Source organism: Brevinema andersonii (genome assembly GCF_900112165.1).
Taxonomy (GTDB): Bacteria; Spirochaetota; Brevinematia; order Brevinematales; family Brevinemataceae; genus Brevinema; species Brevinema andersonii.
On sequence record NZ_FOKY01000001.1, the window covers coordinates 282,852 to 309,790 of the forward strand.

At 38.0% G+C, this 26,939-nt stretch carries 25 protein-coding genes and 1 tRNA gene; 16 read left to right on the forward strand and 10 right to left on the reverse strand.

The window, feature by feature from the left end; translation table 11 throughout:
* Positions 1–5: 5 nt before the first annotated feature.
* From BM018_RS01455 to BM018_RS01465, 3 genes are read left to right on the forward strand one after another with little or no spacing between them, the layout of a single operon-like run.
* The gene (locus BM018_RS01455) at positions 6–851 is read left to right on the forward strand and encodes a ComEC/Rec2 family competence protein (protein WP_092317608.1); all 846 of its coding nucleotides are present in this window, start codon (positions 6–8) and stop codon (positions 849–851) included.
* Positions 823–1,497: an endonuclease III domain-containing protein gene (locus BM018_RS01460; RefSeq protein WP_092317611.1), complete on the forward strand. Its 675-nt coding sequence runs from the start codon at positions 823–825 to the stop codon at positions 1,495–1,497. Before BM018_RS01455 ends, BM018_RS01460 begins: the two co-directional genes overlap by 29 nt.
* Complete coding sequence (locus BM018_RS01465) at positions 1,494–2,396, forward strand: GGDEF domain-containing protein (RefSeq protein WP_092317614.1); 903 nt, start codon at positions 1,494–1,496, stop codon at positions 2,394–2,396. The genes BM018_RS01460 and BM018_RS01465 overlap by 4 nt, the downstream gene beginning before the upstream one ends.
* A 144-nt stretch (positions 2,397–2,540) precedes the next feature.
* Here the strand turns inward: BM018_RS01465 and BM018_RS01470 are convergent, their stop codons facing one another.
* Positions 2,541–3,938, reverse strand: a complete 1,398-nt coding sequence (locus BM018_RS01470) for a hypothetical protein (protein WP_092317617.1) — start codon at positions 3,936–3,938, stop codon at positions 2,541–2,543.
* 109 nt (positions 3,939–4,047) lie between these two features.
* Between BM018_RS01470 and BM018_RS01475 the strand changes: the two genes are divergently transcribed.
* On the forward strand, positions 4,048–4,569 hold the full coding sequence (locus BM018_RS01475) for an adenine phosphoribosyltransferase (protein ID WP_092317620.1): 522 nt from the start codon (positions 4,048–4,050) through the stop codon (positions 4,567–4,569).
* Here the strand turns inward: BM018_RS01475 and BM018_RS01480 are convergent.
* Positions 4,566–5,645 (reverse strand): pyridoxal-phosphate-dependent aminotransferase family protein, encoded by a 1,080-nt coding sequence (locus BM018_RS01480; protein WP_092317623.1) that lies wholly within the window; start codon positions 5,643–5,645, stop codon positions 4,566–4,568. The two genes, BM018_RS01475 and BM018_RS01480, sit on opposite strands and share 4 nt — an antisense overlap.
* Before the next feature lie 9 nt (positions 5,646–5,654).
* Positions 5,655–6,377: an early set domain-containing protein gene (locus BM018_RS01485; RefSeq protein WP_092317626.1), complete on the reverse strand. Its 723-nt coding sequence runs from the start codon at positions 6,375–6,377 to the stop codon at positions 5,655–5,657.
* A 100-nt stretch (positions 6,378–6,477) separates the two neighbouring features.
* Here BM018_RS01485 and BM018_RS01490 point away from each other — a divergent pair, with 100 nt between their 5' ends.
* Positions 6,478–7,878: an SPASM domain-containing protein gene (locus BM018_RS01490; protein WP_092317628.1), complete on the forward strand. Its 1,401-nt coding sequence runs from the start codon at positions 6,478–6,480 to the stop codon at positions 7,876–7,878.
* A 46-nt stretch (positions 7,879–7,924) separates the two neighbouring features.
* Here BM018_RS01490 and mgtE read toward each other — a convergent pair whose 3' ends face one another.
* The 3 genes from mgtE to BM018_RS01505 all read right to left on the reverse strand — a co-directional run bounded on the left by mgtE (position 7,925) and on the right by BM018_RS01505 (position 10,595).
* The gene (gene mgtE / locus BM018_RS01495; protein WP_092317631.1) at positions 7,925–9,331 is read right to left on the reverse strand and encodes a magnesium transporter; all 1,407 of its coding nucleotides are present in this window, start codon (positions 9,329–9,331) and stop codon (positions 7,925–7,927) included.
* 8 nt (positions 9,332–9,339) lie between these two features.
* Positions 9,340–10,416, reverse strand: coding sequence for a hypothetical protein (locus BM018_RS01500; RefSeq protein ID WP_092317634.1), 1,077 nt, complete (start codon positions 10,414–10,416; stop codon positions 9,340–9,342).
* 103 nt (positions 10,417–10,519) lie between these two features.
* Positions 10,520–10,595: transfer RNA gene (locus tag BM018_RS01505), tRNA-Pro, on the reverse strand.
* A gap of 160 nt (positions 10,596–10,755) precedes the next feature.
* Here BM018_RS01505 and BM018_RS08230 point away from each other — a divergent pair.
* From BM018_RS08230 to BM018_RS01530, 5 genes are all read left to right on the forward strand, one after another.
* The gene (locus BM018_RS08230) at positions 10,756–12,132 is read left to right on the forward strand and encodes a septal ring lytic transglycosylase RlpA family protein (RefSeq protein ID WP_092317637.1); all 1,377 of its coding nucleotides are present in this window, start codon (positions 10,756–10,758) and stop codon (positions 12,130–12,132) included.
* A gap of 80 nt (positions 12,133–12,212) precedes the next feature.
* Positions 12,213–13,697, forward strand: a complete 1,485-nt coding sequence (locus BM018_RS01515) for a glycosyltransferase (protein WP_092317640.1) — start codon at positions 12,213–12,215, stop codon at positions 13,695–13,697.
* 36 nt (positions 13,698–13,733) lie between these two features.
* Positions 13,734–15,098 carry a ribosome biogenesis GTPase Der gene (gene der, locus BM018_RS01520; RefSeq protein WP_092317643.1) on the forward strand — a complete coding sequence of 455 codons (1,365 nt, stop codon included), beginning with the start codon at positions 13,734–13,736 and terminating at the stop codon, positions 15,096–15,098.
* A gap of 9 nt (positions 15,099–15,107) precedes the next feature.
* The gene (bcp, locus tag BM018_RS01525; RefSeq protein WP_092317646.1) at positions 15,108–15,584 is read left to right on the forward strand and encodes a thioredoxin-dependent thiol peroxidase; all 477 of its coding nucleotides are present in this window, start codon (positions 15,108–15,110) and stop codon (positions 15,582–15,584) included.
* Complete coding sequence (locus tag BM018_RS01530) at positions 15,581–16,543, forward strand: sugar phosphate nucleotidyltransferase (protein WP_092317649.1); 963 nt, start codon at positions 15,581–15,583, stop codon at positions 16,541–16,543. The genes bcp and BM018_RS01530 overlap by 4 nt, the downstream gene beginning before the upstream one ends.
* Positions 16,544–16,546: 3 nt before the next feature.
* On the opposite strand, the gene BM018_RS01535 is transcribed toward BM018_RS01530, so the two are convergent.
* Positions 16,547–18,760 (reverse strand): lytic transglycosylase domain-containing protein, encoded by a 2,214-nt coding sequence (locus BM018_RS01535; RefSeq protein WP_159428125.1) that lies wholly within the window; start codon positions 18,758–18,760, stop codon positions 16,547–16,549.
* Positions 18,761–18,873: 113 nt separating this feature from the next.
* On the opposite strand from BM018_RS01535, the gene BM018_RS01540 reads away from it, so the two are divergent.
* Entirely contained in the window at positions 18,874–19,299 is a 426-nt protein-coding gene (locus BM018_RS01540) for a hypothetical protein (RefSeq protein ID WP_092317655.1), read from the forward strand.
* On the opposite strand, the gene prmC is transcribed toward BM018_RS01540, so the two are convergent.
* Both prmC and prfA read right to left on the reverse strand, forming a co-directional pair.
* Positions 19,283–20,128 (reverse strand): peptide chain release factor N(5)-glutamine methyltransferase, encoded by an 846-nt coding sequence (gene prmC / locus BM018_RS01545; RefSeq protein ID WP_092317658.1) that lies wholly within the window; start codon positions 20,126–20,128, stop codon positions 19,283–19,285. The two genes, BM018_RS01540 and prmC, sit on opposite strands and share 17 nt — an antisense overlap.
* The gene (gene prfA, locus BM018_RS01550) at positions 20,128–21,195 is read right to left on the reverse strand and encodes a peptide chain release factor 1 (protein WP_092317661.1); all 1,068 of its coding nucleotides are present in this window, start codon (positions 21,193–21,195) and stop codon (positions 20,128–20,130) included. Before prfA ends, prmC begins: the two co-directional genes overlap by 1 nt.
* 116 nt (positions 21,196–21,311) lie before the next feature.
* On the opposite strand from prfA, the gene BM018_RS01555 reads away from it, so the two are divergent.
* The 5 genes from BM018_RS01555 (at position 21,312) to tpiA (ending at position 25,698) form a co-directional block, all read left to right on the forward strand.
* Positions 21,312–21,794 (forward strand): hypothetical protein, encoded by a 483-nt coding sequence (locus tag BM018_RS01555; protein ID WP_092317663.1) that lies wholly within the window; start codon positions 21,312–21,314, stop codon positions 21,792–21,794.
* A gap of 74 nt (positions 21,795–21,868) precedes the next feature.
* Positions 21,869–22,894, forward strand: a complete 1,026-nt coding sequence (gene gap, locus BM018_RS01560) for a type I glyceraldehyde-3-phosphate dehydrogenase (RefSeq protein ID WP_092317666.1) — start codon at positions 21,869–21,871, stop codon at positions 22,892–22,894.
* Between the two features lie 137 nt (positions 22,895–23,031).
* Complete coding sequence (locus BM018_RS01565) at positions 23,032–23,334, forward strand: GIY-YIG nuclease family protein (RefSeq protein WP_268750988.1); 303 nt, start codon at positions 23,032–23,034, stop codon at positions 23,332–23,334.
* 276 nt (positions 23,335–23,610) lie between these two features.
* Complete coding sequence (locus tag BM018_RS01570) at positions 23,611–24,891, forward strand: phosphoglycerate kinase (protein WP_268750989.1); 1,281 nt, start codon at positions 23,611–23,613, stop codon at positions 24,889–24,891.
* Between the two features lie 9 nt (positions 24,892–24,900).
* Positions 24,901–25,698, forward strand: coding sequence for a triose-phosphate isomerase (gene tpiA, locus BM018_RS01575; RefSeq protein ID WP_092317671.1), 798 nt, complete (start codon positions 24,901–24,903; stop codon positions 25,696–25,698).
* A 35-nt stretch (positions 25,699–25,733) separates the two neighbouring features.
* Here tpiA and BM018_RS01580 read toward each other — a convergent pair whose 3' ends face one another.
* Positions 25,734–26,939, reverse strand: coding sequence for an acetyl-CoA C-acetyltransferase (locus tag BM018_RS01580; protein WP_092317674.1), 1,206 nt, complete (start codon positions 26,937–26,939; stop codon positions 25,734–25,736).

Genomic DNA, 26,939 nt, shown 5'->3' on the forward strand with positions numbered 1-26,939 from the left:
TTTCAATGGTACTCGGAAATAAAAATTTCCTTAATCCAGAATTCCGAGAACATATGCGTATTATTGCTTTAGCACATCTTTTTGCTTTATCGGGACTTCATATGATGATTATTACGGCAACTTTCGCATTTTTATTAGGTATTTTTCATATCCCGAAACGTTATATCAGCCTACTGACAATACCTGTTTCTCTATTATATTTGCTTTTAGGGGGATTAGGAATTTCATTACAACGGACGTTTTTATTTCACTTATTATGGATAGTCGGTACAATTTTACGGGTACCATTTTCTATTGCTAAAATTTTTTGGATCAGCTTAATATTAACTCTAATTGTTAATTATAAGAACATTTTTTCCATATCATTCTTATTAAGTTATTCGGCAGTTGCAGGAATTATCTATTTACGCGGTCTCTGGAAAAACTTTTTCTTTCATAAGTGTGGGAATTTTTTAGGAAATATTATTACAATTAGCTTAGCAACAGGTTTGGCGACATTTCCTATTTTAATTTTCTTTTTTGGACAGTTTAATCTGCTTTTTCTGATCTCTAACATTTTTGTAATTCCGCTTGCCGGAGTACTGATCGTTCTAAGTTTTATTTTAGGTATCAGTGCTTTTTGGAATTTAACGTTTCTTCCGGCCGAGCGTTTATTAACACTTATTTATCTTTATATCGATCGCATCAGCTACACTGCCTCAAGGATCCCTAATAGCATTATTTTATTGCAGCACAAATACTTACTGCCTATTTTGATGGTCTTGTGCTTTTTACTGTATTATGCTATAATAAAATACTCTCTTTTTGTAAGTAAAGGTTATTATGGAAGAAACAATATGGAACAAAGCTAGATTCAATAAAATTTTTTCAATTCTTGAGGCTACTCCTCAATTGAAGCACGCACCTGCTATTCACTTTATGAAAACTGCCGGACGGACACCATTTCGCATTTTAATTGCGACAATTCTCAGCTTGCGCACTAAAGACGAAACTACAGCTCCTGCTAGTGGGCGTCTTTTTGCAGTTGCTGATACCCCCGAAGCAATAGCAGTATTACCTCAAGAAACTATCGAAAAACTTATTTATCCAGTAGGCTTTTACAAAACAAAAGCAAGAAATATTAAAAAAATTTCCGAAATTCTTATTTGCGATTTTAACAGCCAAGTTCCAGCCGATCTTGAAACTCTGCTTGAATTGCCGGGAGTAGGACGTAAAACTGCAAATTTAGTTTTAAGTGTTGGTTTTGATATCCCTGCTGTATGTGTTGACGTTCATGTGCACAGAATTTCGAATCGCTGGGGATTTTGCAACACAAAAACTCCAGAAGAAACTGAATTTGAAATTAGAAGACGTGTCGCTGAAGAATTGTGGAGCTCATTCAACAAACCTATAGTAGCATTAGGTCAAACAATCTGCAAACCAATTACACCGAAATGTTTGGAATGTCCGATTCAAGATTTCTGCGAACAAAAAATCCCTCCTAGAGGCCGAAAATGAACATTCTAGCAATTGTGAAAAATAAGGAGAAACTTTCTTTAATCAGAAAAGTAGCAAAAAAACAAAAATATCGATTATCTGTCATTTCCGACAATGATACTTTAAAAAATCTCACGAAAAATTCAAAAAAACGTTCTATGACAACTTTCCCATCTATACGAAAATATCAGACAATCATCATTGATAAAGAATTTTTTATATTATTCTGCACCTCAAATCAAGAATTTCTTCAGGAAGATTTGCTCAATTATCCTATTTTATTAATTCTGGACAGCTACAGCAAACAAAGTATAAAAGAAGCTGCAGAAGCCCCAGTCTCAACAACTATACATTTTCCGTTTTCTGAAGAAGAACTCATTATACGGCTTAATGCAGTTATTAAACAATTCCGAGCCATGCAGAAAATAAAAAATTGGGCATTCAAAGACAGTTTAACAAATTTAAATAATCGCCGTACATTTTTTACTTATATTTCTGCCTACCAAAAAATGTATCAAGAAGGTAAACATCCATTTTGTTTAGCACTGATTGATTTGGATTTTTTCAAAAAAGTAAATGATGAACATGGACATCTTAAAGGTGATGAGATTTTAATTAATATTTCACAGATTATGAAAGAAAATATTAGAAAAACAGATTTTTTAGCACGGATTGGTGGAGAAGAATTCGCTATTATTTTTCCGAATACAAAAATCGAGGCAGCTTACAAAATTTTAGAACGGATCAGTTTAAAAGTGAAACAATTTCATGATAAAGATGGTGTTTCCATTACTTTAAGTAGCGGTATACTAGAAGCAAAAAATGTTTATAAAACTCCAGAAGATATCATCAAAGCTGCTGATAATCTTTTATATCAAGCAAAAGCACAAGGTAGAGATCAAATTTTTAAACAAAAATAAATTATTTTTTCATCTTTAACAAGTTCTAACATTTTTTACAGACTAAGGCATTTATAAGAAAAAATAATTTATTAAACCCCAATTCCAACCTATGAAGACGGGTAACAGTACTGACAAAGTATCTTGTTACCCGTCTTTTTTATTTTAATAAAAAATCGTACTAGAAAAATCTCCCTGTAATAAATCTTCTAATTCTCGTACTTCAAAAGAACGATATTGAAATTCCTTAGCATTCGGATCGAATTCATTTGTAAATGACTGCGGTACAGTAAAAATTTCTTTCTTCTCTTCCACTGGTTTCGGTACTATAACTGGCCTTCTTGGATGTGCTTGAGGTATTACTATTTTGGGTTCATCATTTACTTCCTCTACAATCGGAATCTGTTCCACTTTTATTGCTTCCAAATCTATTATTTCAGGTATATTTGTTTTTTGCTCTTGGGAAACAATAGGAGTAAGTGGTCTTACAGGAACACTACGTTTGGGCCTCGGGCGAGGTTTGACAAGCTGAAGAGGTTCGGCAGGCTGCTTTTGAGCTTGTGTCAGTATTTGCGGTTTGGGTACTTCAAAATCTTCAAGGTTGATTGGTTTTAACAACGATAACGGAATCACTCTTTTTGTATTGCTAATAGGTTTTGGCTCGGGAAGCGGAGGCAGAGGTGGAGGTCGTAGTTTAGCTATGACCACTCGTAAAGGGTCCTCCCGCTTCACAAAAGATAAATCTTCCAATACTTTAAGCTGTTCAAAATTTATATCTCCAGAAAATAAAGGAGGTTTCGGGACATTTTTACTGATGGATTCAAACATCTTTTTATCCGGATAAAAAAGAAAGACTTGAGTATCTTGGTTGTCTTTTTGGGCTGAACTTAAAGGCTGTGCCGGTGAAAACGTTAAATCTTCAGGTTTCATAAAATTTTTCGTATCTTCACTGAAAATCAAATAATTCTGATAATGAGCATCGGTAGCCAATTCTGGTACACGGAAAAAACCATCATAAATATTAAAACTAATTACCTGATTTTCATCGAGGCTCACAGGAATAGAATCATGTTGACGGTATCCGATCACCCCGTGCCCCGAACGAATTAATAGTTCATTAGTGCCGTTGAAAAAATAACCACCACCTGAACCATTTTCAATAATGCTAGTTGTAACATCAGTATTAACAATCATTCGTGTTTTAGAATTAGGATTCGAACTATAGAACCAGCGTCCTGTCATTAGGAGCATTTTTGTCTGATAAGTATTATTAACAGGACGAACAATATAATCCAAAAAAACCGAACCAATACCAATCAAACGCAGCAAACTGCCGTCAGGAAGAGAAAATGTTGCAATACTATCAGGAGTATTTAGGCGGATCAAGGTGCGTTCTTGAAGCCGCACACCTGCTGTAATAGGAGTCCATGAAGGTGCTACAATCGCACGGTACTGGACATCGCCAACAGCATCACGGACAAGAATTTGAGAAACAGGATTTTTCGACCACAAACATGGACTTATGATCAGAAAGCTTGCAAAATAATAAAATATTCGTTTCATAGTTTTTTCCAATTGAAAATATCTGTATATATTATAGCGTGTTTCTCTAAAAAACAAAAATTCTTTGACAAAAAAATTAAGTTCTATTAAAATAACACGGGAGGAAACAATGTCTTATTATTCTCTGATACGAAAGATACCCGATTATCCAATTAAAGGAATTATGTTCGAAGATATGACAACATTATGGAAAGATCCTGAGGCATTCTCTAAAACACTCGAACAAATTGCTGATTTCTTTAGAGATTACCAAATTACTAAGGTTGTAGGACTCGAAGCCCGAGGATTTGTAGTAGCAGCACCAATTGCTATGATACTTGGCACAGGATTTATACCTGTCCGCAAAGAGGGTAAACTTCCTTATGAAAAATTGTCCCGTACTTACAGCTTGGAATATGGAGAAACTGTTGTTGAAATTCATAAAGATGCTATTTCTGCACAAGATAGGGTTTTAATTTGTGATGACATTTTAGCAACAGGTGGCACCTTAGAAGCTGCTATTAAATTAGTCAAAGAATTGCAAGGTCAAGTAATTGGAGTTGGAGTATTATTAGAACTTGCATACCTCAACGGCCGAGAAAAACTATCCATTGATCAAATTTTTTCCGTTTTCAAAACTGAAGAGCCTTAAGAGAAACAATCTTCTATTTCATCAAAAATCCACTTGATTTGCATCAGATCCATCATACCAAGATGTCCGATGCGAATAATTTTTCCTTTCAGGTTATCCTGTCCACCTGCAATAATGATATTTTTTCTAGAAAGACACTCAATTAGCTGATTAGCAGGAATACGTTTTTCTGTAACAAAAGCACTAACACTATCAGAAGGGGTAAAACCTCTATGAGCGAATAATTCAAAACCCAATTCTAAACCACGTTTCCTGGCATAATCAGCCACCTGTTTGTGGCGGAGGTAAATTTTTTCTACATCCTCCTCCATCATCATAGCGAGAGCTTGATCAAGAGCCATAATCATATGGGTAGCAGGTGTCCATTCAGGATGACAGGATTGTTGTTGGTCGAGCTGGCGCAGAATATCAAAATAAAACTTTGGCAGCTGCGATTTTTTTAATGCCGGCATAAATTTTTCGCCTTGCAATGAAATAAATGACACACCAGGCGGAGTCATAAACCCTTTCTGCCCAGAAGAAATACAAATATCAATTTTATTTTTAGTCTGATTGATTGGAATACAGCCTGCAGATGAAATTGTATCAACAATAAACAACGCATCCGTCAGAGCAACAGTAGCAGCATAATCAGCAATAGGAGCAAGCACACCGGTTGAAGTTTCACTGTGACAAGCGGTAACAACTTTAACATCAGGGTTTTCCTTCAAAGCTCTTTGTACCTGACCAGGATCAGGATATGTTCCATAAGGACTGGACACAACAATAGGCAAGCAGCCAAAAGTTTCTGCGATCTCAGCAAAACGAATCCCAAATTTTCCTGACTCAATAACTAAAACTTTATCCCCAGGAGATAATGTATTAATCAAAGAAGCTTCCATTGCCCCCGTACCTGAAGATCCCATCATCAAAACAGAACCATCTGTCTGAAAAAATTTAGGTAAATTCTGCCGGCAGCGCGAAAAAATTTCAATAAAATCAGCAATTCGGTGATGCATCGAAGTATGCATTGCTTGAAAGACAGCTTCAGGAATGTTAACAGGTCCGGGTGTAGCTAAATACAAATTTTTTCTCACGGAATGCTCCTAAGGTTTGGAATTCAGACGGTCCGCAAAAAACGCACTTACAGCACGGTTTTGCTGATTGCGGTATTGTTTTTTATTGTTGACATCAAACACCCACATACCATCTTCCACAAATGAATAAAGATAAAGTTTGTTGGGATCTAAAATAATATCAATAGAAAAAATGCCACCACCTTCATATTTAAGTTGATGGGAATAAGGATTCCAATTATTGAAATCGCCAGCTAAAGCAACGGCTTTTGCATTGGTAGCCGTATGCTGGAAACGGTAAACATCATTGGAAAGCCACAACGGATATTTTTTATCGGGAATAAATTCATTGGTCAAGGTCAACAACGATAATTTTTCACGTCCGGCATCGTAAACGAAATTTGGATTTGTGGGATCCGGAATCCAAAAACCATCCACTTTAAATCGATATTTGTAAGAGCCAGCTTGAGTACGGTTGGTCCATGAAAATATCCACAAATTAGACCGATGTTCTTTCATTTTGAGATTAAGATTCCAATTATTAAAGTCACCGGCAAGAAAAATATCTTTTGCCGAGCCAATATAAAAAAATAAAACAGTATTTTCCAAGACAAGCGGAGAATGTAGATCAGTTGCAGAGCCTGTTTCACTGAGCAACCTGTTAAGACGGCGCTCATCGGACTCGAAAAAATTTGATTGCCCCGTCAGAAGCAAAGCCGAAGCAATACTCAAAAACAACGCATTTTTTCTCATGATTTACTCCATGACTTCATTATAACGGAAAAATAAAAAAAATCTCAAAGTTTCGTCTTGCAATTCCTATAATTTTCTTTTAAAATAGAAGGGGGGAATTATGCACAATGTACTTTTTCTACTGATCGATGACACTCAATCTTTTTTGAAAACACGATACCTTAAAGAATTAAAAGTCATTCATGAAAATTTATTGAAAAAACTTTACCCGTTGGGCGGAGAAATTTTGGTTGCGGGTTTGGAATTAGATTTTTGTACCCAAAGACGTTTTCATAATATCAAAGATTTATTTTCTTATGCCGCAACGCAGGCAAAAGGACGCGACATTATCGTAGCAAATGCTTATAGTGGTGCATTGTGTGTGGATCAGACAAAAGAAATTCTAAATTTTCTCCGCACTCGACAATATGATATTTCTTTTGCCGAACATATGCCAGAAGGATTAATTCCATCAGTAGTTGCAGGAGAATTTGCAGAAGATTTTCTTTACTTTCTTGATGAAAAAACATCATTTGGTATACCTTTCAAAGAACTCGTCAACTGGGAGTATAAAGGTATTGATGTAGGAGTATATCTTTCTTCATCACGGATTGCAATGGAACGTATTGATTTTCTTCCCGTTGAAAAAAACAGTAGTTTATATTTGAATGAACTTTCTTATGATTTTAACTTTACTTTAGAGAAAGCCGAAAATTTTGCTGAAAAAAATCGAGCACAAATCCATAGATTTCCCCACTATGTTGCAGTTGAATTGTGTCCAAAAACAGATGAATTCCATACAGCCGATTTTTCCGAAAAGCCTAATATAGCTCTCCCGCTTTTCACAAACATTGTACAAGAGCTGAATTTATGGGCACCGGAAGCTGTTTTATCTTTAGGTGTCTGGGGTGAACCGTTTGCTCACCCGTTATTTGAAGATTTGTTTCAACAGCTAGAAAATAATAAGGAACGTCGGATTATCGTTGAAAGTCGGACTCTTATTCTTAATGAAAAGTTAGCATCTCTTGTGCTTTCGCGTCCAAACACGGAGCTAATTTTTGACCTCTCACCAAAATCGAATCTTCCTTCCAATGAAGAACTAAATAAATTTTTCTCTAAACTGCCGAACCAGGAAAAACTATGGATACGGTTGACACGCGCTCATGAATCCGAAGATTTGATCCCGAAGTTTCTTAAAACATGGAAACATTTAATGCCACGAATTATTATCACCAAAGCAGATTCATTTGGTGACCCTTCCGTAAAAACAGTGGATCTCGCACCCATTCGACGCCATGCATGTTACGCTTTAAGTCGCGATATAACAATACTTAGCGACGGCACCGTTATGCTGTGCCGCCAAAACACTGATCTCATTGGCAGTCCTGGCAACGTTGCCAAAGAATCATTAGAAGATCTATGGAAAAAAAATCTTAGCAAATATTTTTATCAACACCAAGGGCAATTTTCCAGTTGTAAACAATGTCAAGGTTGTGATGATTGGTGGATTTTTAATTTTTGATTTAATAGTAAAACCGGTATGCCATTTCAAGAAACAACCAGACCCCTCAATCAAGAAAGATAAAAACAGCTATTTCAAGATATAAAATAAGGCCACCAAGATCCATTAGAGTAGAAATTAGCGGTGCTGATACCACTGCTGGATCAATTTTAAATTTTTTAAGAATAATAGGAAGCATCGCTCCTAAAAGATTGGCTACTGTAACAATCAAAACCATCGCAAACGCAGCAACCCCCTTGACTTCGCTGCCTGTTTTGAACAGGAAAATCCTCAGCAACAGCACTGACGCCAACAGGAGCCCCATAGCCACACCGCTGACAAGCGCCCGCCAAAAAAGTTTTGAGGTATCTTTTTTTCCTATTTCACCGGTCGCAATACCACGTATCACCAACACCGATGACTGACTGCCAACATTTCCACCCACTCCTACCAGCACCGTAAAAAACAGCGAAAGCTCCATCCAACGATCCTCTAGAAGCGCCCCATAACTAATGATCATATCTTGAGAAAACCCCGCCAGCAACAGCAAAACCAACACCCATCCCGAGCGGTTCAAAATGAAAGACCACAAACTTCCATTGAGATAATTGACTTCCGACGGATTAATCCCCGTAAAGCGCTGAAAGTCTTCTGTGGCTTCATCCTGAAGGATGTCCATAATATCGTCGTGTGTGATGATCCCTACCAACCGGTGGTGTTTGTCGGTGATCGGCAGTGCAATCATATCATAATACTGGATCAAACGGGCAATTTCTTCTTTATCGGCATCAGTGGTTGCAGAAACAGGGTCCTCTTTCATGAAGTCTTTGAGGCGTTTTTTTTCGGGAGCCAGAATAATATCCTCCAGCTCTACAGAAGCTGTCAAAACTCCTTTATCATTCGTAACGTAACATGTGTAAATAGTTTCTTTTTGGGAAGCCTGACTTTTTACCAATTTCAATGCCTCTTCGGCGGTAAGATTTTCGTGCAGGGAAACAAATTTCGGCGTCATCAAGCGCCCTGCCGAACCCTCGGGATAATTCAAAAGGCTGTTCGCGATTTTCCGCTCCTCAACCGGCAACAAGCGCAGAAGTTTTGTAACAAAATCGGCCGGCAGATCGCCGAGAATCTTGGTTCTGTCGTCGGGATCCATTGTCGATAACAATTTTGCTGCTTCTGCATCAGTGAACGCATGCAAAATTTTCTCCTGATCCTCAGGGCTCAAATATGCAAAAACCGCTCGAGCTTCCTGTTCGCCAAGCATCCGAAAAACAATAATACTTTTGGTGGTGTCAAGATCTTCCAAAACACTGGCAATTTCATGAGGATCCGCTGCATTTAGAAACTCTTCAAGCTTCGTCCAAGCATGTTTTTTAATAAGACTTTCGATATAAGCACGCTGGCCAGCAAGAATTTCCTCAAACTTGTCTTGGAGATTAATTTCGGGAACGTTATTATGTTCTTGTTTGGGCATAAGTACTCCTATTTGAAAAACCGTGGTCGTGTTTCAGAATCGTCAATTTGGACACGAGTGAACTTTTTAAAATTTGCTTTTGTTTTCAAAGCTTTTTCATAAAGAATACGAGCATTTTTGACAGCATCGGAATCCCCGCGGCGTATATCAAATGACGTTTTAATAGTATATGCCCATAAATTACCATCAGGCTCGAGGGTTAAAAAAAATACAGTATAAGGGGTTTTTTTATTATTTTTATTTTTGTGGACAAAAATCCCACCCTGTAACCCACCAACATTTACAACAATTTGTTCAAGAAGAACAGCTTGCTGAGCGACAAAATTTTGTTCAGAAAATTCAAAATGAAACGCTATTTCTTCATATTCTTGATAGTAGTCATTTTGATTGTCATCATATTCTTGTTGATAAGCATCCTGAGATTCATATTGACCTTCATATTGGGTTTCATATGCATCACTTTGATTGTCATATTCAGCAACTTCTTCTGTAATTTCTTCAGATTCTTTTGAAGATTCTAGAGCTTCAGAAGGTATTTGTTCTGTTTGCTGGAAAGTACCAGAAAGCTCTAAGGGTTTGATCTGGCGGGTATAGGGAGAATCGATAGACAAATATTGATACTGGTAAGGTTGAACTTTATAAGTATTGGTTTGAATGAGAGGATTAAGCTCCATATAGTCCGAAAAAACAGGTATAGAACCAGGAGCTTTAACAGCATGGGGTGCAAATTCAAACGCTACAGCATCACGATCAGATGCAAAAAAAATATACAAGCGCTGCGCCGAAACAACACCCCGACTATTAGTAGAAAGCACTTGTTCCTGACTACGCCAAACACTACCTCGAAGCTTTAGAAGCCAATGTCCTGGAGGCAATTGAGGATTTTGAGGATCGACTGCATAATAAGATTTCATCCCGCTGAATACAGGTACTTGAACAATATTAGTATTTGTAGTTGGAGGGGATGGTTCCTGGGCTTCAGCAACGGCTTCTTCGACAGGATCATATTCACTGTATTCATACTGTCCAAATCCCAATACCGGCAACGCCGTCATCATTAAAAAAAATATCAACGCTCTCGGCATGTTTTGTCCTTAAACTTAATATTAAATTATCGGATTTTTCAAAAAAATGCTTAGTTTAAGGAAACAAAAAAAATCTTTCCCGCTCTAATACGAGAAAGATTCTTCGGACTGGGGAGATTTGAACTCCCGACCCCTACCACCCCAAGGTAGTGCGCTGGACCGAGCTGCGCCACAGTCCGTGAGTAATTATTATAAGGAGTTGCAATGATTTTGTCAATATTATTTCAGTTATTAAATTATTTGCCCCAACACTCAAGCATTTTAAATTTGCTCCGAAAAACATCCTAAGTGTTAAAAAATTTTAACAAACAATAGTTTTGCATTCAACTGGAGGATGCTATGAAAAATTTCGTCAGAATGATGACGTCCCGAATCTTGATTTCACTGGTTTTTGTGGGGAATTTTATTCCGTCTCCGGGATTTGGTCAGCAGAATCAGACACCTCAATTTATTTACGGCACAGCTTCGTGGTACGGAGATGCCTTTGAGGGTAAACCTACCGCTAGCGGAGAAATTTATAGCGCTTACGGCTTGACGGCCGCGCATAAGACACTGCCATTCGGAACGCGTTTAGAAGTCGAAAACTTAGCCAATGGAAAAAAAGTCGAAGTCCGCGTCAACGACCGTGGTCCCTTTTCTGAGAACCGCATCCTCGATCTTTCGAAACAAGCTGCTGAAATTTTAGGATTTTTATCGGAAGGGACAACTTTCGTTAAAGCAACCATCATCGAACTTGGAACCAGCATTCCTGAGACTATTCGTGCGTCTGTTCCCACCCAAGGTCAGGATGTACCTCAAAACTTCAATCCTACTCCTGCAGCTCCTGTTGTTCCTCCAGTTCCGACTCAAGAAATAACAACTCCTATCGAAGAAGATCTTCAAGCATCATTTCAACCTGTAGTTAAAGATGAATTTGATTTTATGGATGACGGAAGCAATGATCTTTTTGCCGCCGCCGAACAAGAAGTTCCTGCTCGCGCTCAGCAGATTGTTGTTCCCAGTATAGAACAGCCTATATTAACACCTCCAACAGGATTTTCTTCGAATAACATGAATTTTTTAGTAGACGACCCATTATCAAATATAACAATTAGTGAAGATGATGAATATATCGCTGCACCGTTGCCATCACCGGGTCTTCAAGATCCTAATATAGCAATTCTTGAAGAGGAAAAAACAGATGATCCTTTTGCAGATTTATTTGAAACATCTAACGATCCGTTGAATTTCCAAAATCAAGTTAATGCATCGAGTACTCTACCTACAGTTGGGATGCCTGCTCAAAACATCGGCTACGACCCCCTACCTAAACCTGTATTGCCACAAGCACCTCAGTACAATATTATTCAACAGCAAACACCACAAGTCGAGCAAAGCCTTAAAATTGAGCCCGAAATACGTATCGAAGAGGAAGAAGCCGTCTTTGAAACCGAAACTCCATCACAGCCTCCTGTTGTACAAGGATCTGGCTCGGAATATTACGTAATTCAATTAGGAGCCTTCAGCAAACAAAAAAATGCTATGGCACTTTATCAAAAGTTACGGAAATATGGATTTAATGTGTTCATTACGGACATTAAAATTAGCGGTAAAAATCTTATCCGTGTAAGGATCGGATATTTCAATAATCTCGATGAAGCTTTAGCTGTTTCGGAACGTTTGGAGTCACAATACAGCATTTCAAACCGCATCATTAAAGTAGATCAAGTCGATTAAAAAATTCCCCTCTCATCAGAGAGGGAATTTTATTGACAAGCAGGGAAACAAAAACTTTATAATATTCGGACGAGGCTTAAATGGATACCAAAACAAAAAAAATATACTCTATTTTGTATGATTTTTTTACTATAAAAAATTTCGAAACACAACAAAAAGAATTTTCCGATTTATGGAAAACATACGGTTTATCAAACATTTTCAATATAATAAGCAAATATTTTCCATACCAATATTTGCTGGCATTATATCAAGCTATGCCCTCGCGAAAGCCTGGGAAAATTAAAAATATTGTTTTTGTAGTCGAATCATTAGGAATCGGCGGCATCGAACGAGTCACAGCGATTCTTGCAGACGAATTCAACAAGTTGGAATATAATATTTTAGTGTTAACAGAACAGCCATCTTCGTCTTTGGATCGTAAATTATCGGAGAATATCCGATGTATTTCTATTCCTAAAGATAATCGCTACACTTTTTTCGACCAAATTACCGAAAATTGTGACATTGTCATCTATCAAAACTATCTGAATGAAAAATGTTATATTGATCTTCTTTACTTTCGGTTCAGAGAGACTATTTTTGTTCCTTGTTTTCATAACCTCGCAGTAGGTCATCTCTATACGGATACCGATAAATATTTCACGGAAGATTTAGTTTATCCTTATCTAGATGCTTTGGTATGTTTGTCGAGATATGACCAGATTTATTGGAAAGAAAAAAATGTTCCTGCTGTTTACATTCCGAATCCGCTGACCTTTGATCCCGAAAATGTTCCACAAGCACCGCTTGAAAGTAAAAATATTATCTTTATTGGACGTTTTTGTCCGCAAAAGCGCACGGATTTTTTATTTGAAGCATTTCGGGAAGTACTCAAAAAAGTACCCGATGCCCAGCTTATGATGGTAGGCGATAGTAACATCCGTCTTGAAACCGAGCTTTCCGCGAAAAAAATGGGAATCGCTAATTCTGTAAATTTTTTAGGATTCCATAAAGACACATCACCATTTTTACTGGAAGCATCAGTCCATGCAATGCCGTCAAAATTTGAAGGCATGCCTATGACATGGATCGAAGCAAAAGCGTTTGGTGTGCCAACTGTCTATACTAAAATGGATTATCTTGAAATGAATACTCTTAGCGGAGCCATTTCGACGGAAAAAAATGATCCTAAAGATTTTGCAGAAGCTTTGATTGAAATGCTGACTAACGATAAAATACGTAAAAAACTCGGCGGAGAAGCCCGAGATAGTTTAAATAATTTCAAAACTGAATTTTCAATTCAGCGATGGCAACTGCTTTTTGAAGCGTTAGGCTCGAAAACTTTAGATAAGTCTGGTTTAACCGATCCAGATCCGTACATCAATAAAAAAACTGTTTTGGATGTTTTCCGGGATGAAAAAATTTCTGCTTTACAGATGAAAACAAAAATTAAATCGCCAAACTATCACAAAAAAATCCTAAAATTTGTTATTTCTTTTACTAAAAAATATATTTTTCCACCCAACACACAGCGTCGTATTGTGGTCAAAAAGCTGATAAACCACCTTAAAGCCTTGTATTAAAGACAAAAATTTTGTATAATATATTCGGAGCTGATTATGAAAAAACATCTGCCAACAGTGGCAGTTATTGGACGTCCTAATACGGGAAAATCGTCTTTATTTAATTTTCTGGTGAATGCAAAAAAATCTATTGTCGATCCTACGGAAGGCGTAACTCGTGATATTATTTCAGGGACAGCTCGTCAGGAAGGATTTCCCGAATTTACCGTTTGGGATACAGCAGGCTACCTCGAAAGCAGTAATATTTTGGATTCGCTTGCGCAGGATAAAGTACAGTATGCAATCCAGAATGCTGACTTAGTTGTTTTAACAGTTGATGCTCAAAATCCTCATCCTTTAGATTCAGAGCTCGCATTATTGATCAAAAAAGAAAATAAGCCAGCAATAGTTGCTGCCAACAAATCTGACAACCGGGCTTATGAAGAAGCTGCCGCAGAGTTTTACGGACTTGGGTTTGAAAATATGGTTCCCATTTCCGTCATTCAAAAAAGAGGACTGAGTATTTTACTAGAAAAAATAGAAGAACTTTTTGAAAATAATAATATCAATGTGAGTGAATACTCGGACCCCCATGAAGTGCGCATTGCTATTGCAGGACGCCCAAATGCTGGCAAATCCATGCTGCTCAATACACTTTTGGGCTATGAACGCATGATTGTCAGCGATATTCCTGGAACCACACGCGATGCCACTGATGAAATAATTTCATTTAAGGGCAGAACGATACGAATCACAGATACCGCCGGCATCAAACGCAACGCTAAAATCAAAAACGATATTGAATATTATGCAGCGGTCCGATCAGCGCAGGCCATTGAACATGCAGAAGTTGTTGTTTTGTTGATTGACGCACATGCTTCTGCGGATGAAATCGCGCGTCGAGACAAAGTGATCGCAGACATGATTGTTCAAAAAAAACGCGGGATGGTTTTTGCTTTGAACAAGTGGGATTTAATAAAACCTCAAGACAATACAGGCAAAAAAAATCAGGATTTAATGAAGGAAGTAGAACGTAAAATGAGACGGGCATTGCCTGAATTTTATTATGTCCCCATATGTTTTATTTCAGCAAAAGATAACTACAAAACTGATAAACTGCTGGAAACAGCTATCAAAGTTAGAGACGATTTTTACCACCGTGTAGTGACAGGCACCCTCAATAAATGGCTTTCGGAAAATTTGATTGAGTATGAAGGTGAATGTACAGCTTCACGGCTCAAAATTTACTATGGATCTCAGGTTTACATAGCACCGCCACGTTTTGTTTTTTTCATCAACAAAAAAGACCATATGCGTAAAGATTTCCCACGCTTCCTGGAAAAACGCCTACGCCTTGCGTTTGAATTCACGGGCGTGCCCATCACTTTAACTTTCAGAGAACGAGGCGAAGAACGCCATTAGGAGAAAATTATGCTTAAAAAGGGAGATAAAGCACCGGATTTCCGTCTCAAAAATATGGAAGGAAATTGGGTGTCTTTGGACGATTATAAAGGAAAGTGGTTAGTGTTATACTTTTATCCAAAAGATAATACACCCGGTTGTACCAAACAAGCCGTTGATTTTTCGGATCTAAGACCAAAATTTCAAGCACTAGGGGTGAATGTTATTGGTATTAATACTGACAGCATCGAAAGCCATCAAAATTTCTGCAAAAATAATGATCTCTATATTCTACTGCTTTCAGATCCGGATAAATCAACACTTAACGCATATAAAGTTTGGGGAGAGAAAAAATTTATGAATCGTATTTATACGGGCTTGATTCGCAGCACTTTTATTATCGCTCCGAACGGTACCATTGCAGAAGCCCTTTACAACGTCAAAGCTACAGGACACGGACGCAGGATATACAATATGATGGAAAAAATCATTAAGGATTCGCAATGAAAATTGTACTACCGTTGGCAGGAAAAGGTACACGTTTGCTACCCCACACAGAAATAATACCGAAACCTTTAATGTTTTTGGCAGGGAAGATTATTCTTGATTATCTTTTGGAGGACCTGATTCCTTTGCAGCCTACAGAATTTGTGTTTATTACAGGATATCTAAAAGATCAAATTGAAACCCATATCCGCAAAAATTACACTAATCTGCCTGCCCGTTTTATCGAACAACATAATCCTCACGGTTTGGGGCATGCAGTATACCAAGCCCGGGATGCTTTTGCCAAAGACGAGAATATGTTAGTCGTGTTAGGTGACCAGACATTTACAATAGACTGGAAAAAAATGCTTAGTCCCGACAGTAATCGAATTTCTGTTATGAATGTTGAAAATCCATCATCATTTGGAGTAGTGCTAACGGATCCTGAAGGTTTTGTTCTTGAGATGGAAGAAAAACCCGAGCATCCCAAAAGTAAAACTATCATCACAGGTACTTATTACTTTCAGTCTGCACAAGAAGTATTTGCCACTTTGGCTCATCAAATTGCACACAACATCCAGACTAGAAACGAAATCCAAATCACCGACACTATGAAATTAATGATGGAACATGGGAGCGTTTTTAACACATTAAATATTACCGATTGGAATGACTGCGGCAATCACGAAGATTTAATTCAAGCTAACAAAACATTACTCAAAAAAAAAGGATCTTATATTCCTCATTCTTATCCTGAAAATGTCCAAATTTTTGAACCTGTATGGATTGATAAAAGCGCAATTCTTGAAAATGTTTCGATTGGTCCTAATGTTTCAATCGGTGCAGAAAGCTTTTTAAAAGATACTATAGTCAGCGACACCATAGTTAGCAAAAACGTCCGCATAGAAGACTGCCAATTATCAGAATGCTACATTACTCAAAATATTACCGGTGTGGTTGATAAAAATTTATACGCTTAAGGATCACCAAAGTATATCACCCTTTTCATCCAGCAGCTGATAAAATGCATGATTGTATGTGATGATTTTAACATAATTTCTGGTTTCGCGGAAAGGAATCGCCTCAACAAACAAATACGGATCTTTGGCAATTTTCGCATACTCTTTGCGCCAATGCTTAATGCGTCCAGGACCTGCATTATAGGCCGCCAGTGCAAAAATATGATTATTTTTGTATTCCTTAAACATCTTATTATGATAAAAAACACCCATTTCGATGTTGTCGAACACATCATAAAGGTTCAGATCGGGATTTTTTAGCCAGCGCCTGATATCAACAGCTGTGTAAGGCATTACTTGCGCGAAACCTACAGCACCTACACCCGAACTGACAAATTTTCGGAAATGGCTTTCCGCATGGAATGAAGACAGCATCCACAATGAAATATCCGTATTATTACCGCTCAGCTCTTTAATATAGGCATATTCAGGCTTTGGATACAGAAGCTCTACCATTTCTTTTGGAAAAACAGGAAGATAGGACGCACCCAAAACCGCTCTAACATAAAAATACATTCGAAACATGACATATCCTAAAATGTCGGCATCTTCAAAAAGCTGGAGGTACTTGTAAAAATATTTAGCAGTGATGTGCGGATCATCAGAATCTTTTCCACCCTCAGCAACAGCAGCTTCGAGATATTTTAATGACTGGTGCGAAAAATTCGTCAAACGCTTGTCAAACTTCTCCAAATATGGCAATGATTTAACATTAAGTGCTTTAAGCATTTGTTTATCAGAAAGCACTTGATCTTTTTGAAGCTGTTTGCGATCGATAAGCGGCATAGTTTCCGGGTCAATCAACAGAGCCTTACTGATGAGCAGTCTATTTTCAAGACCTAAGTTTTCTAGAATACTGACTGTATTACTAATTTTTTCTTCAAAAATAGGACGAAATTTACTACGCATTGCTAATTCTTTCTGACGGCTCACCAACCCAGCATATCCAAATGGCTCTTTAAACATCACATCCAAATAAACCTTATAAGCTTCTTGGGTTTTGCCGAGATGTTCTTTGATAAGGCCGCGCATAAACAGAAAAGCACCATGATCACTGTTGGTTTCTGCACCAAGATCAGCAGCCTGTTCAGCGCGCTTGATATCTGATCGTATCAGTGCCCTTAAAATTTGATTATGAAGATCTTGAGAAATATTCTGATAATTCTGTTTATACCATTTTAGAATGAGGTCTGGTTTTTTATTTTGTTCGAGCGCATCTGTATACTCGGTAGAAAACTCGATACCATAACGCTGATATGCTACTCGGGCTGCCCGATATGCTTTGGGATACATTTTTTGGCGCACTAGCTGACGATGCGCAGCCTGATGAAACGACAGAGATGCATCATTTTTCATAACAAAGCTATAAAGTATTAAAGCAGCACGGTCCCGTTCCCCTTCCAAACGAGCAACTTCAGCTTCCGTCAGCAGTAAAAACTCTTGATCGCCGGACAGTTCCCGGTAACGTGAAGCAAACTCCAGAGCACGTTTGCGTTGTGATTTTGTTTTAAGAGCAGCTTCTGCAAAAACTTTTGCTTGTTTGGGATCACTAATATTTCCGGGATCTATCGTCTGTAGAATATTACCATAAGCCTGCGGTTGCGAAAAACCATCCCATCCTTCCACAAGAGCCCCGAGATCATAAGCTTGACCTAAATGAAATTTGGCAATTTCTCGCCACGCACGCCCTTGAGCTGACAAATTTTTATCAACCAGCATCATTGCAATAAAATTGCCTTCATTCCAAAGCGCACGAAATAAAACACGGTCAATATCAGAACGCAGAAGATGCTCACTTGGCACCAGCGCCGCTATGTCGAAAATATTGAGTTTTTCCTGGACATCCAGAGGGCGCGGATTAGAGGTGAGAACATTAAGATAATCCTGCACAAAAAACGGATATAAAAATGCTGTTTCACGGGCAGCTGCAAAAGTTTTATAATCGATCTGTGAGAAATATTTCAAAGCTTGATCAAACATTTTCAATGCGCTGTAGCTCTGCGCAAGAATATAAGTATCTTCGGGAGTTAAAGATTCCATACGGCCTAGTTCTCTGACCACTTGACGATATTGACCTTTTCTGTAAGCATCCTTGACAGAACCAACAGGCTCGGCACCAAAACTATTACAGGATCCTAATAATAGAAACATCCATAAAATTTTACAAAAAAGATTCATAAGCATTTCTCTTGACTTAATTTTATTTATATTATACACTATTATCCTTGTTTCTGCCAAACAAATAGACAGCATAAAAAATTAATTTTTTATTTTTTTAAGGAGAACTTTCTATGAAATATGTCTTTATTTTTTCCTTATTTCTCACTACCATAAAAACATCCGCTCAAGAGGATCCTTACCAACATATGCACGGTATTTGGTATCTACCCACACCCGAAGCAGATATCGAATTAATTGTTGATTTTCAGGAACAAGGCAATTTTTATTTATTTATATACAATGGCATCATTGAAGACATTCAAAAATTAACACCCCGAAAACTAAAAGAGATCAAATCAAAAATGCCTATTGCCGGATACTTGAAGGTTCTAAAAAACAAAGGTCAAAAATTTTGTACAGAAATCCTAATAAATGAAGAAGTTTCAACAAACTTACTTGAAGTGAATCGTGATATGATTTATATTTTCACGGACAGTGACGATCATTCGGTGAAAATAAAAACACCAATGATGATCCGTATTAAGACTGAGCTTTAATAACAAGACAACGTTCTAGGCCGCTCAAATCTTTGATAGGTGGAAAAATAAAAAATTTTTCAGAAAACAAAGCTTTTACATTTTGCCATTTATAATCTATCTCTAACAAACAGTATCCATTTTCGGCTAGATATTCACAGCAGAAATTATGTATCTGTTTATAAAATAACAATCCTTGGTCTTCAGCATACAAAGCGGTCTGGGGTTCAAAATTTTTTACTTGAGGCTCCAAACGCTCCATATCAGCTTCGCTGAGGTATGGTGGATTAGATACAATTAAATCAAATTTTTGTCCAGAAAATCGTTGCCAATTTTTCCTATCTAAAAAATCCATTCTTTCAAAACCAACATTATCAATATCTAAAGCTTTGCAGGAATTTTCAAATGGTTCAGATACGATATCCAATGCTGTAATCCCAGAATTAGGAAACAGCCTACGTAACGACAAAGCAATAACTCCCGTGCCTGTACCGATATCCAAAACAGAATTAGGAGGTTTAGAAAACAAAAGACGTGCTTGCTCAATAAGGCATTCTGTATCAGAGCGTGGAATCAAGGTTTCAGAACTTACCGGAAATACATCATGATAAAAAGGAACATAACCTAAAATATAAGCTAAAGGCTTGTAAGTTGCCCGTTCGCGCACTATACTAATAAATTCTGTTTGCTTTTCAGAAGAAACTGTATCGCCACTATGTGTCAAAATTTCATAACGCTCCACACCGAAAACATGTTTTAATATGAGGGTAATTTCTTCATTGCGTTCAGGAAATTGTTCTTCAGGAAGTAATTGATGTGCCCATTTGATGAGAGCTCTAATCGTTTCCACTAGGACAAATGTTCCAACAGCAAAGCATCTTGGCTTTGTTTAAGCGCTGTGAGCAGTTCGTCAAGACTGCCATCGAGAATAGCATCGAGTTTGTGAAGCGTTAGTTTGATACGATGATCAGTAACTCTATTTTCCTGAAAATTATAAGTTCGGATTTTTTCTGAACGGTCTCCTGAACCAATTTGAGCTTTACGTTTTTCTGATTCTTCATTTTGCCGGCGCTGCATTTCCATATCGTACAATCGCGACTGTAGTACCATCATTGCTGTTGCTTTGTTTTGAATCTGAGAACGACCGTCCTGACATGTAACCACCAATCCCGAAGGCAAATGCGTAATCCGTACTGCAGATTCAGTCTTATTAACATGCTGACCGCCTGCACCGCTAGCACGGTAAACATCAATTTTTAAGTCTTTCTCGTCAATCGTAACATCTGTTTCATCGGTCTCCGGGAGTACAGCAACTGATGCTGTCGACGTATGCACCCGACCTCCCGACTCAGTAATAGGCACACGCTGCACTCGATGCACGCCACTTTCTAGTTTGAGTGCACCATAAACTCCCTTACCGGAAACATTAAATACAATTTCTTTATAGCCACCAATTCCCAGATCGCTGGAAGAAATAACATCAATTTTCCAACGCTGTTTTTCAGCATAGCGAGTGTACATACGAAACAAATCTCCCGCAAACAACGCTGCTTCGTCGCCGCCGGCACCAGCACGGATTTCAACGATCGCACTTTTATCCTTCATGGGATCCTGTGGAATGAGTAGTAACAAAATTTCTTGATCAAGCCGTTCAAGCTCTATTTTTTGTGCGGGAAGTTCTTCTTTTGCGAGTTCTGCTAGTTCATCCAACTCAGGATTCTTTGATGCAATCCATTCTTCTGCTTCGGCTATGGACGCTTGAAGTTTTTCATAAGCTTCATGAGCTCTCATAAAATCATCGTATGAAGCACGTTCTTTTGCGGTTTTTCCATATTCTCGGTCGGAAGGATCCAAATTTTTCAGTTTTTCATCTAGCTCTGCAACTATACGGAGCTTTTCTCCTGCTTTCGGATGCATAATTTTTCCTTAATCGTAATGCCATTATTATACCACAAAATGAAAAAAATTTCAATCCGTCGAACTTGCACAGACTCTTAAAATAAAGTATAATAAGATAAATTAGAGGCTAATACATGAAAAAATTATTAACATTGCTAGCAACATCAAGCTGTATGTTTAGTCCTTTCACCACAGTTTCAATAAGCAATGCACCTGATTCCACACATATTCCTTCTTATAGTGCTACAGGACCTTTGTATAAAAAACTTCAAGGCACAATTTGGAAGAGACAGGCTACTTTAAATAGCGATTACTATCTTTTTTTTGACCGTGTTGAAAATAAATATGGAGTACTTCTATTATCTACAGGACAATTACCGACAAGGTACCCTGATGATTCAGAATATATTAAATTTTCAATACATCATACGACATCAGCAAATCAAGAGGTGTTGCGACAAGATAATTTAGGTCCAGTTGGGATACCTGAATATTTTGGAATTGCTTTGAAATCGACGGGTCTCGGTCTTCAAACCACTTCAGGTCCTGATATCAAGAAGATAAACGCAATACTCACAGCACAAACAGGCACTGAATGGCGACTGTATCAGCGATAAAATTTTTGCAATTTGACGAAAAAAAAATCTTATGTTAAAATCAATATAGAAATATATTCCTTATGGAGGATTTTATGGCAAAAGTAGCTATAAATGGTTTTGGGCGGATTGGGCGATGCACCCTGCGCGCATATTTGGAAAATTATTCCAGTAATTACGAAATTGTTGCGATCAATGATCTTACAGATCCGGCGATGTTGTTCCAGCTTTTCCGATTCGATTCAAGCTACGGCCCGTTCAAAGGTGAAACCAAACTTGACGGCGACCACCTTATTGTAAACGGCAAAAAAATCAAATTGTTGGCTGAAAAAAATCCTGAAATGCTTCCTTGGAAAGACATGGGTGTTGATATTGTCATGGAATGTACAGGCATTTTCACAAAGCGTGACCAGCTTAACATGCACATTAAAGCAGGCGCCAAAAAAGTGCTTCTGTCAGCACCGGCTGCTTCGGGAGAAGATGTTGATGTAACAACGGTTATCGGAGTCAATCAGGACAAAATTACCAAAGATACCAATCTTATTTCTAACGCTTCGTGCACTACAAACTCAATGGCAGGAGTTACCAAAGCAATCAACGATGCTTTTGGAATTATTTCCGGCTTCATGACAACCGTACACTCATACACAATGGATCAAAACCTTCTCGATAGCCCTCACCGCAAAGGTGATATGAGACGTGCACGGGCTGCCGCAGAAAATATCGTGCCATCGTCGACAGGCGCTGCAAAAGCTATTGGACTTGTTATTCCCGAACTTAAAGGCAAACTTGACGGTGGAGCATTGCGTGTTCCGACACCAGTAGGTTCGATCACAGATATGACTTTTGAAGTCTCGAAATCGACTTCCAAAGACGAAGTTAACAAAGTAATCAAAGCCGCAGCAGAAGGGTATTTAAAAGGGACAGTATCATACTCGGAAGATGCACTTGTATTGAAAGATATTGTTGGTGATCCGCATTCAGCAATTTTTGATTCCGAACTTACCAAAGTAGGAGGTCCGGAAAATAAAACTGTTAAAGTTTTTGCTTGGTATGATAACGAATGGGGCTTTTCCAATCGTCTGGCAAATTTGGCCGGAATTGTTGCTAAAACACTTTAATCCTGATAGAGCGGCCAAAAGGCCGCTTCATTGTTTATTTTAACGATAATTTTTACAGGTGGAAAATGGGGATATAGCAAGACATTTATAAATTTTAAAGGCCATAATAATGAAAAAAATTCTGTTTATCACCATCTTTGTTTTTCTCCTTTATTTGCTGGGGAAAAGGCATCATTTACATTCTAACAAACTCTACTATGAATGTCGGAAAAGAAAAAATAATAAAAATTGGACAAAGCAAAGATACAAATACTATGGAAAAACACCGAAATGATATGTCAAGAACATCAGCAGTTCCAGAACTATTTGAAATCTATTATTATGCTGAAATAAGTAACTATAAAAATCTTGAAAAAGAAATTCAAAAATATCTGTATGCATACAGAGTTAATAAAAAACGTGAATTTTTCCAGATAGACACCGAAAAAGCAAGAAAATGATTTTTGTGTTGGAATTAGATGAAGAAATTAGTGTAACTAATGAAAGTAAACAAATATCAAAATCCTTAGGTTGTCATTCTGATTCAATAGTACATATATTCCTGGGGAACCTGCATTGAATTTTTCAACGATAAGAATATTATTCACAGCATAGTTGATAATGAACGAATTCTTTTTCAAGGTAGATCATACTACTTAGTAGGCTCGACAAAAAACTATTAATTATTGAAAATATAACAAGAATATTAAATCTATTCGATTAAATAGGAGAGAAATATGGCAATTAGTAAAAAAACAGTCAAAGATATGGATTTCAAGGGAAAAAATGTCATTATGCGTGTAGATTTTAATGTCCCGATGACAGGAGATGCAACAAATTGCACAATCACCGACGATACACGTATTAGGGCAGCACTTTCTACAATAAAATATATCTTGGATCACGGGGCAAAAAAACTTGTATTGATGAGCCACTTAGGAGATCCCAAAAAAGAACAAAAAAAAACCGAAGAAAAAGAAGGTGCAACGTTTGATAGGACAAAATTTGATATGGAAATACGAAAAAAATTGTCATTGAAACCTGTAGCCGAACATTTATCGAAATTATTGGGAAAAAACGTTAAAACAGCACCGTCTACATTTGGACCCGAAACCGAAAAAATGATTGCCGAGCTTGGAGATGGTGAAGTTTTGATGCTGGAAAATACACGTTTTAATCCTGAAGAAACCTCAAAAGACGAAGCTGAACGTAAAAAAATGGCAGAATCAATTGCAAAAGGGATGGATATTTACGTTAACGACGCATTTGGGGCAGCACACAGAGCTCACGCATCGACAGAAACCATGGCTTTATTTTTGCCTGCTGTTGCAGGAATTTTGATGGAACGCGAGCTGGAATTTCTTGAGGACAAAGTGTTGCATAATCCCGAACATCCGTTTGTTGCAATCATTGGAGGGGCAAAAGTTTCATCAAAAATCGGTGTGATCGAAAATTTGCTCGATAAAACCGATGCTATCATTATCGGAGGCGGTATGGCCTTTACATTCTTCAAAGCAATGGGATATCATGTGGGAGCATCTTTGATCGAAGAAGACCAGCTAGAAACAGCAAAAAAAATTATGCATGCAGCAAAAGAAAAAGGAACAAAATTTGTACTGCCGATTGATGTGGTTGTTGCAGATAAGTTTTCTGAAGATGCAAATAGTAAAATCGTAGACATTCACGAAATTCCTGAAGGATGGATGGGCCTTGATGCTGGACCTAAATCAATTGCAGAAGTTGAAGATATTTTCAAAACTGCCAGAACTGTATTTTGGAATGGACCGTTAGGAGTTTTTGAATTTGAAAAATTTGCTGCAGGGACAAATACAGTTGCAAAAACTCTTGCAGAACTTAAAGGAGTTACTACAATTATTGGTGGTGGTGATTCGGTTGCCGCGGTGAATAAAGCAGGTGTTACCGACAAAATGACTCATATCTCGACAGGAGGAGGAGCATCAATGGAGCTTATTGAAGGTAAAACTTTGCCAGGCGTTGCGGCGCTTTTGGATGCTTAGGAGAAATTTATGAAAAAATATATTATTGCAGGAAACTGGAAAATGCACAAAACAATCAACGAAGGTACGGAATTTATCCGTGAATTGAATGCTGGAATCACTTCGAATCCGCATAGGGAAATTTTATTATGTGTGCCATTTACCATGCTACACGCGGCATCAGAAACAGCCCAAGATACAGCTGTACAAATTGGTGCTCAAAACATGTATTTTGAAGAAAAAGGTGCATTTACAGGAGAAATTTCTCCTGTTATGCTCAAAGATGCCGGCATCAATTATACCTTGATTGGTCATTCGGAACGACGGACTCTATTTGGAGAAACTAATGAAGAAATTAATAAAAAAATTAAAGCGGCATTAAAATTTGAAATAATACCGATATTGTGCGTTGGAGAATCACTTGAGGAGCGCGAATCCGGAAAACTTCAATCTGTACTTCAAACACAGATAGAAAAAGTATTAGAAGGTGTGAGTCTGACGGATGCTCAAAAAATCATCATTGCATACGAGCCTGTATGGGCAATTGGAACCGGCAAAACCGCATCTGCTCAAGATGCCAACCAAGCTCATCAAATGATTCGACTCATCTTGGAAAAAACACATAATACCGAATTGGCAGAAAATATGGTTATTCTCTACGGCGGTTCAGTAAAACCTGACAATATCAACGAATTAATGAGCATGCCAGATATTAATGGTGCATTAGTAGGAGGAGCTTCACTTGAAGTTGATAGTTTCACAAAAATCGTCAATTTCACACCTCGGAAAAGCTGTGGATTCGACAATGCACCTTGTTTATATCTTTAAGCAATCAAAAATCCTCCTGAATTCAGGAGGATTTTTTACTGACAATTCTTAACAACTAAAGCAGTTCCCATGCCACCGCCAATGCAAAGTGACGCCAAACCATAAGGGGTTCCACGTTTAAGCATCTCGTGAATTAGTGTAACAGTTATACGCGCACCGGATGCCCCCACCGGGTGCCCTAATGCTATCGCTCCACCATTTACATTACAACGTTCCAAAATCGACTCTTGAGTTTCTTTATATTCTGCCGCTAGTTTTTTGATAACGCCTAATGCTTGTGCTGCAAACGCTTCATTAAGCTCGATAAGACCCATATCCTGAAGTTTGAGATTAACGGAAGAAAGAGCCTTTGTAGAGGCGTAAACAGGTCCAAAACCCATATAAGCAGGATCACATCCCCCTTGCCCGACTGATATAATCTCAACCATTGGTTTAAGCCCATACTTTTCAACAGCATGCTCGCTGGCAACCAACAAAACTGCCGCTCCATCATTAAGGCCTGATGAATTGCCAGCAGTTACTGTACCACCGGGCTTGAACACAGGACGCAGGCTGGCAAGCTTTTCCAAACTAGTCGTACGATTGGGGTGTTCATCAGTATCGAAGGAAATAATTTCTTTTTTAATACGCACGTCAATAGGAACAATTTCCGTTTTAAAACGTCCAGAATCGATCGCTTTAATGGCTTTTTCCTGAGACTCAAAGGCAAATTTATCCTGTTCTTCGCGTGAGATATCCAACTTTTCTGCAATATTTTCAGCAGTAACTCCCATATGATAACCGTCAAAAGCATCTGTCAGCGCATCGAAAACCATATGATCTTTCATATTAATTTCTCCCATTTTGATGCCATGTCGCGCCGTATAAGGAAGCAAAAACGGAGATTGAGACATATTTTCTGTGCCACCCGCCACCACTAAATGCGCCATACCAGCACGGATTTCAGAGAATGCAGTCATAATCGATTTCATGCCGCTGCCACAAATCATGTTGACACTACAAGCCGGAACGGTATCAGGAATATCTCCGTAAATAGAAGCTTGACGTGCAATTCCTTGTCCGTGACCTGCCATCAGAACATTACCAAGTACGACTTCATCGATACCAGAAGCAGGAACAACATCTGTATTGAGTGTGCCTTTGATAACAGCAGCTCCCAAACGACCGGGTTCGATCGAGCTAAGTGTTCCTAAAAACGAACCCACTGCTGAACGTTTGGCAGAAACAATATAAACTTTCAT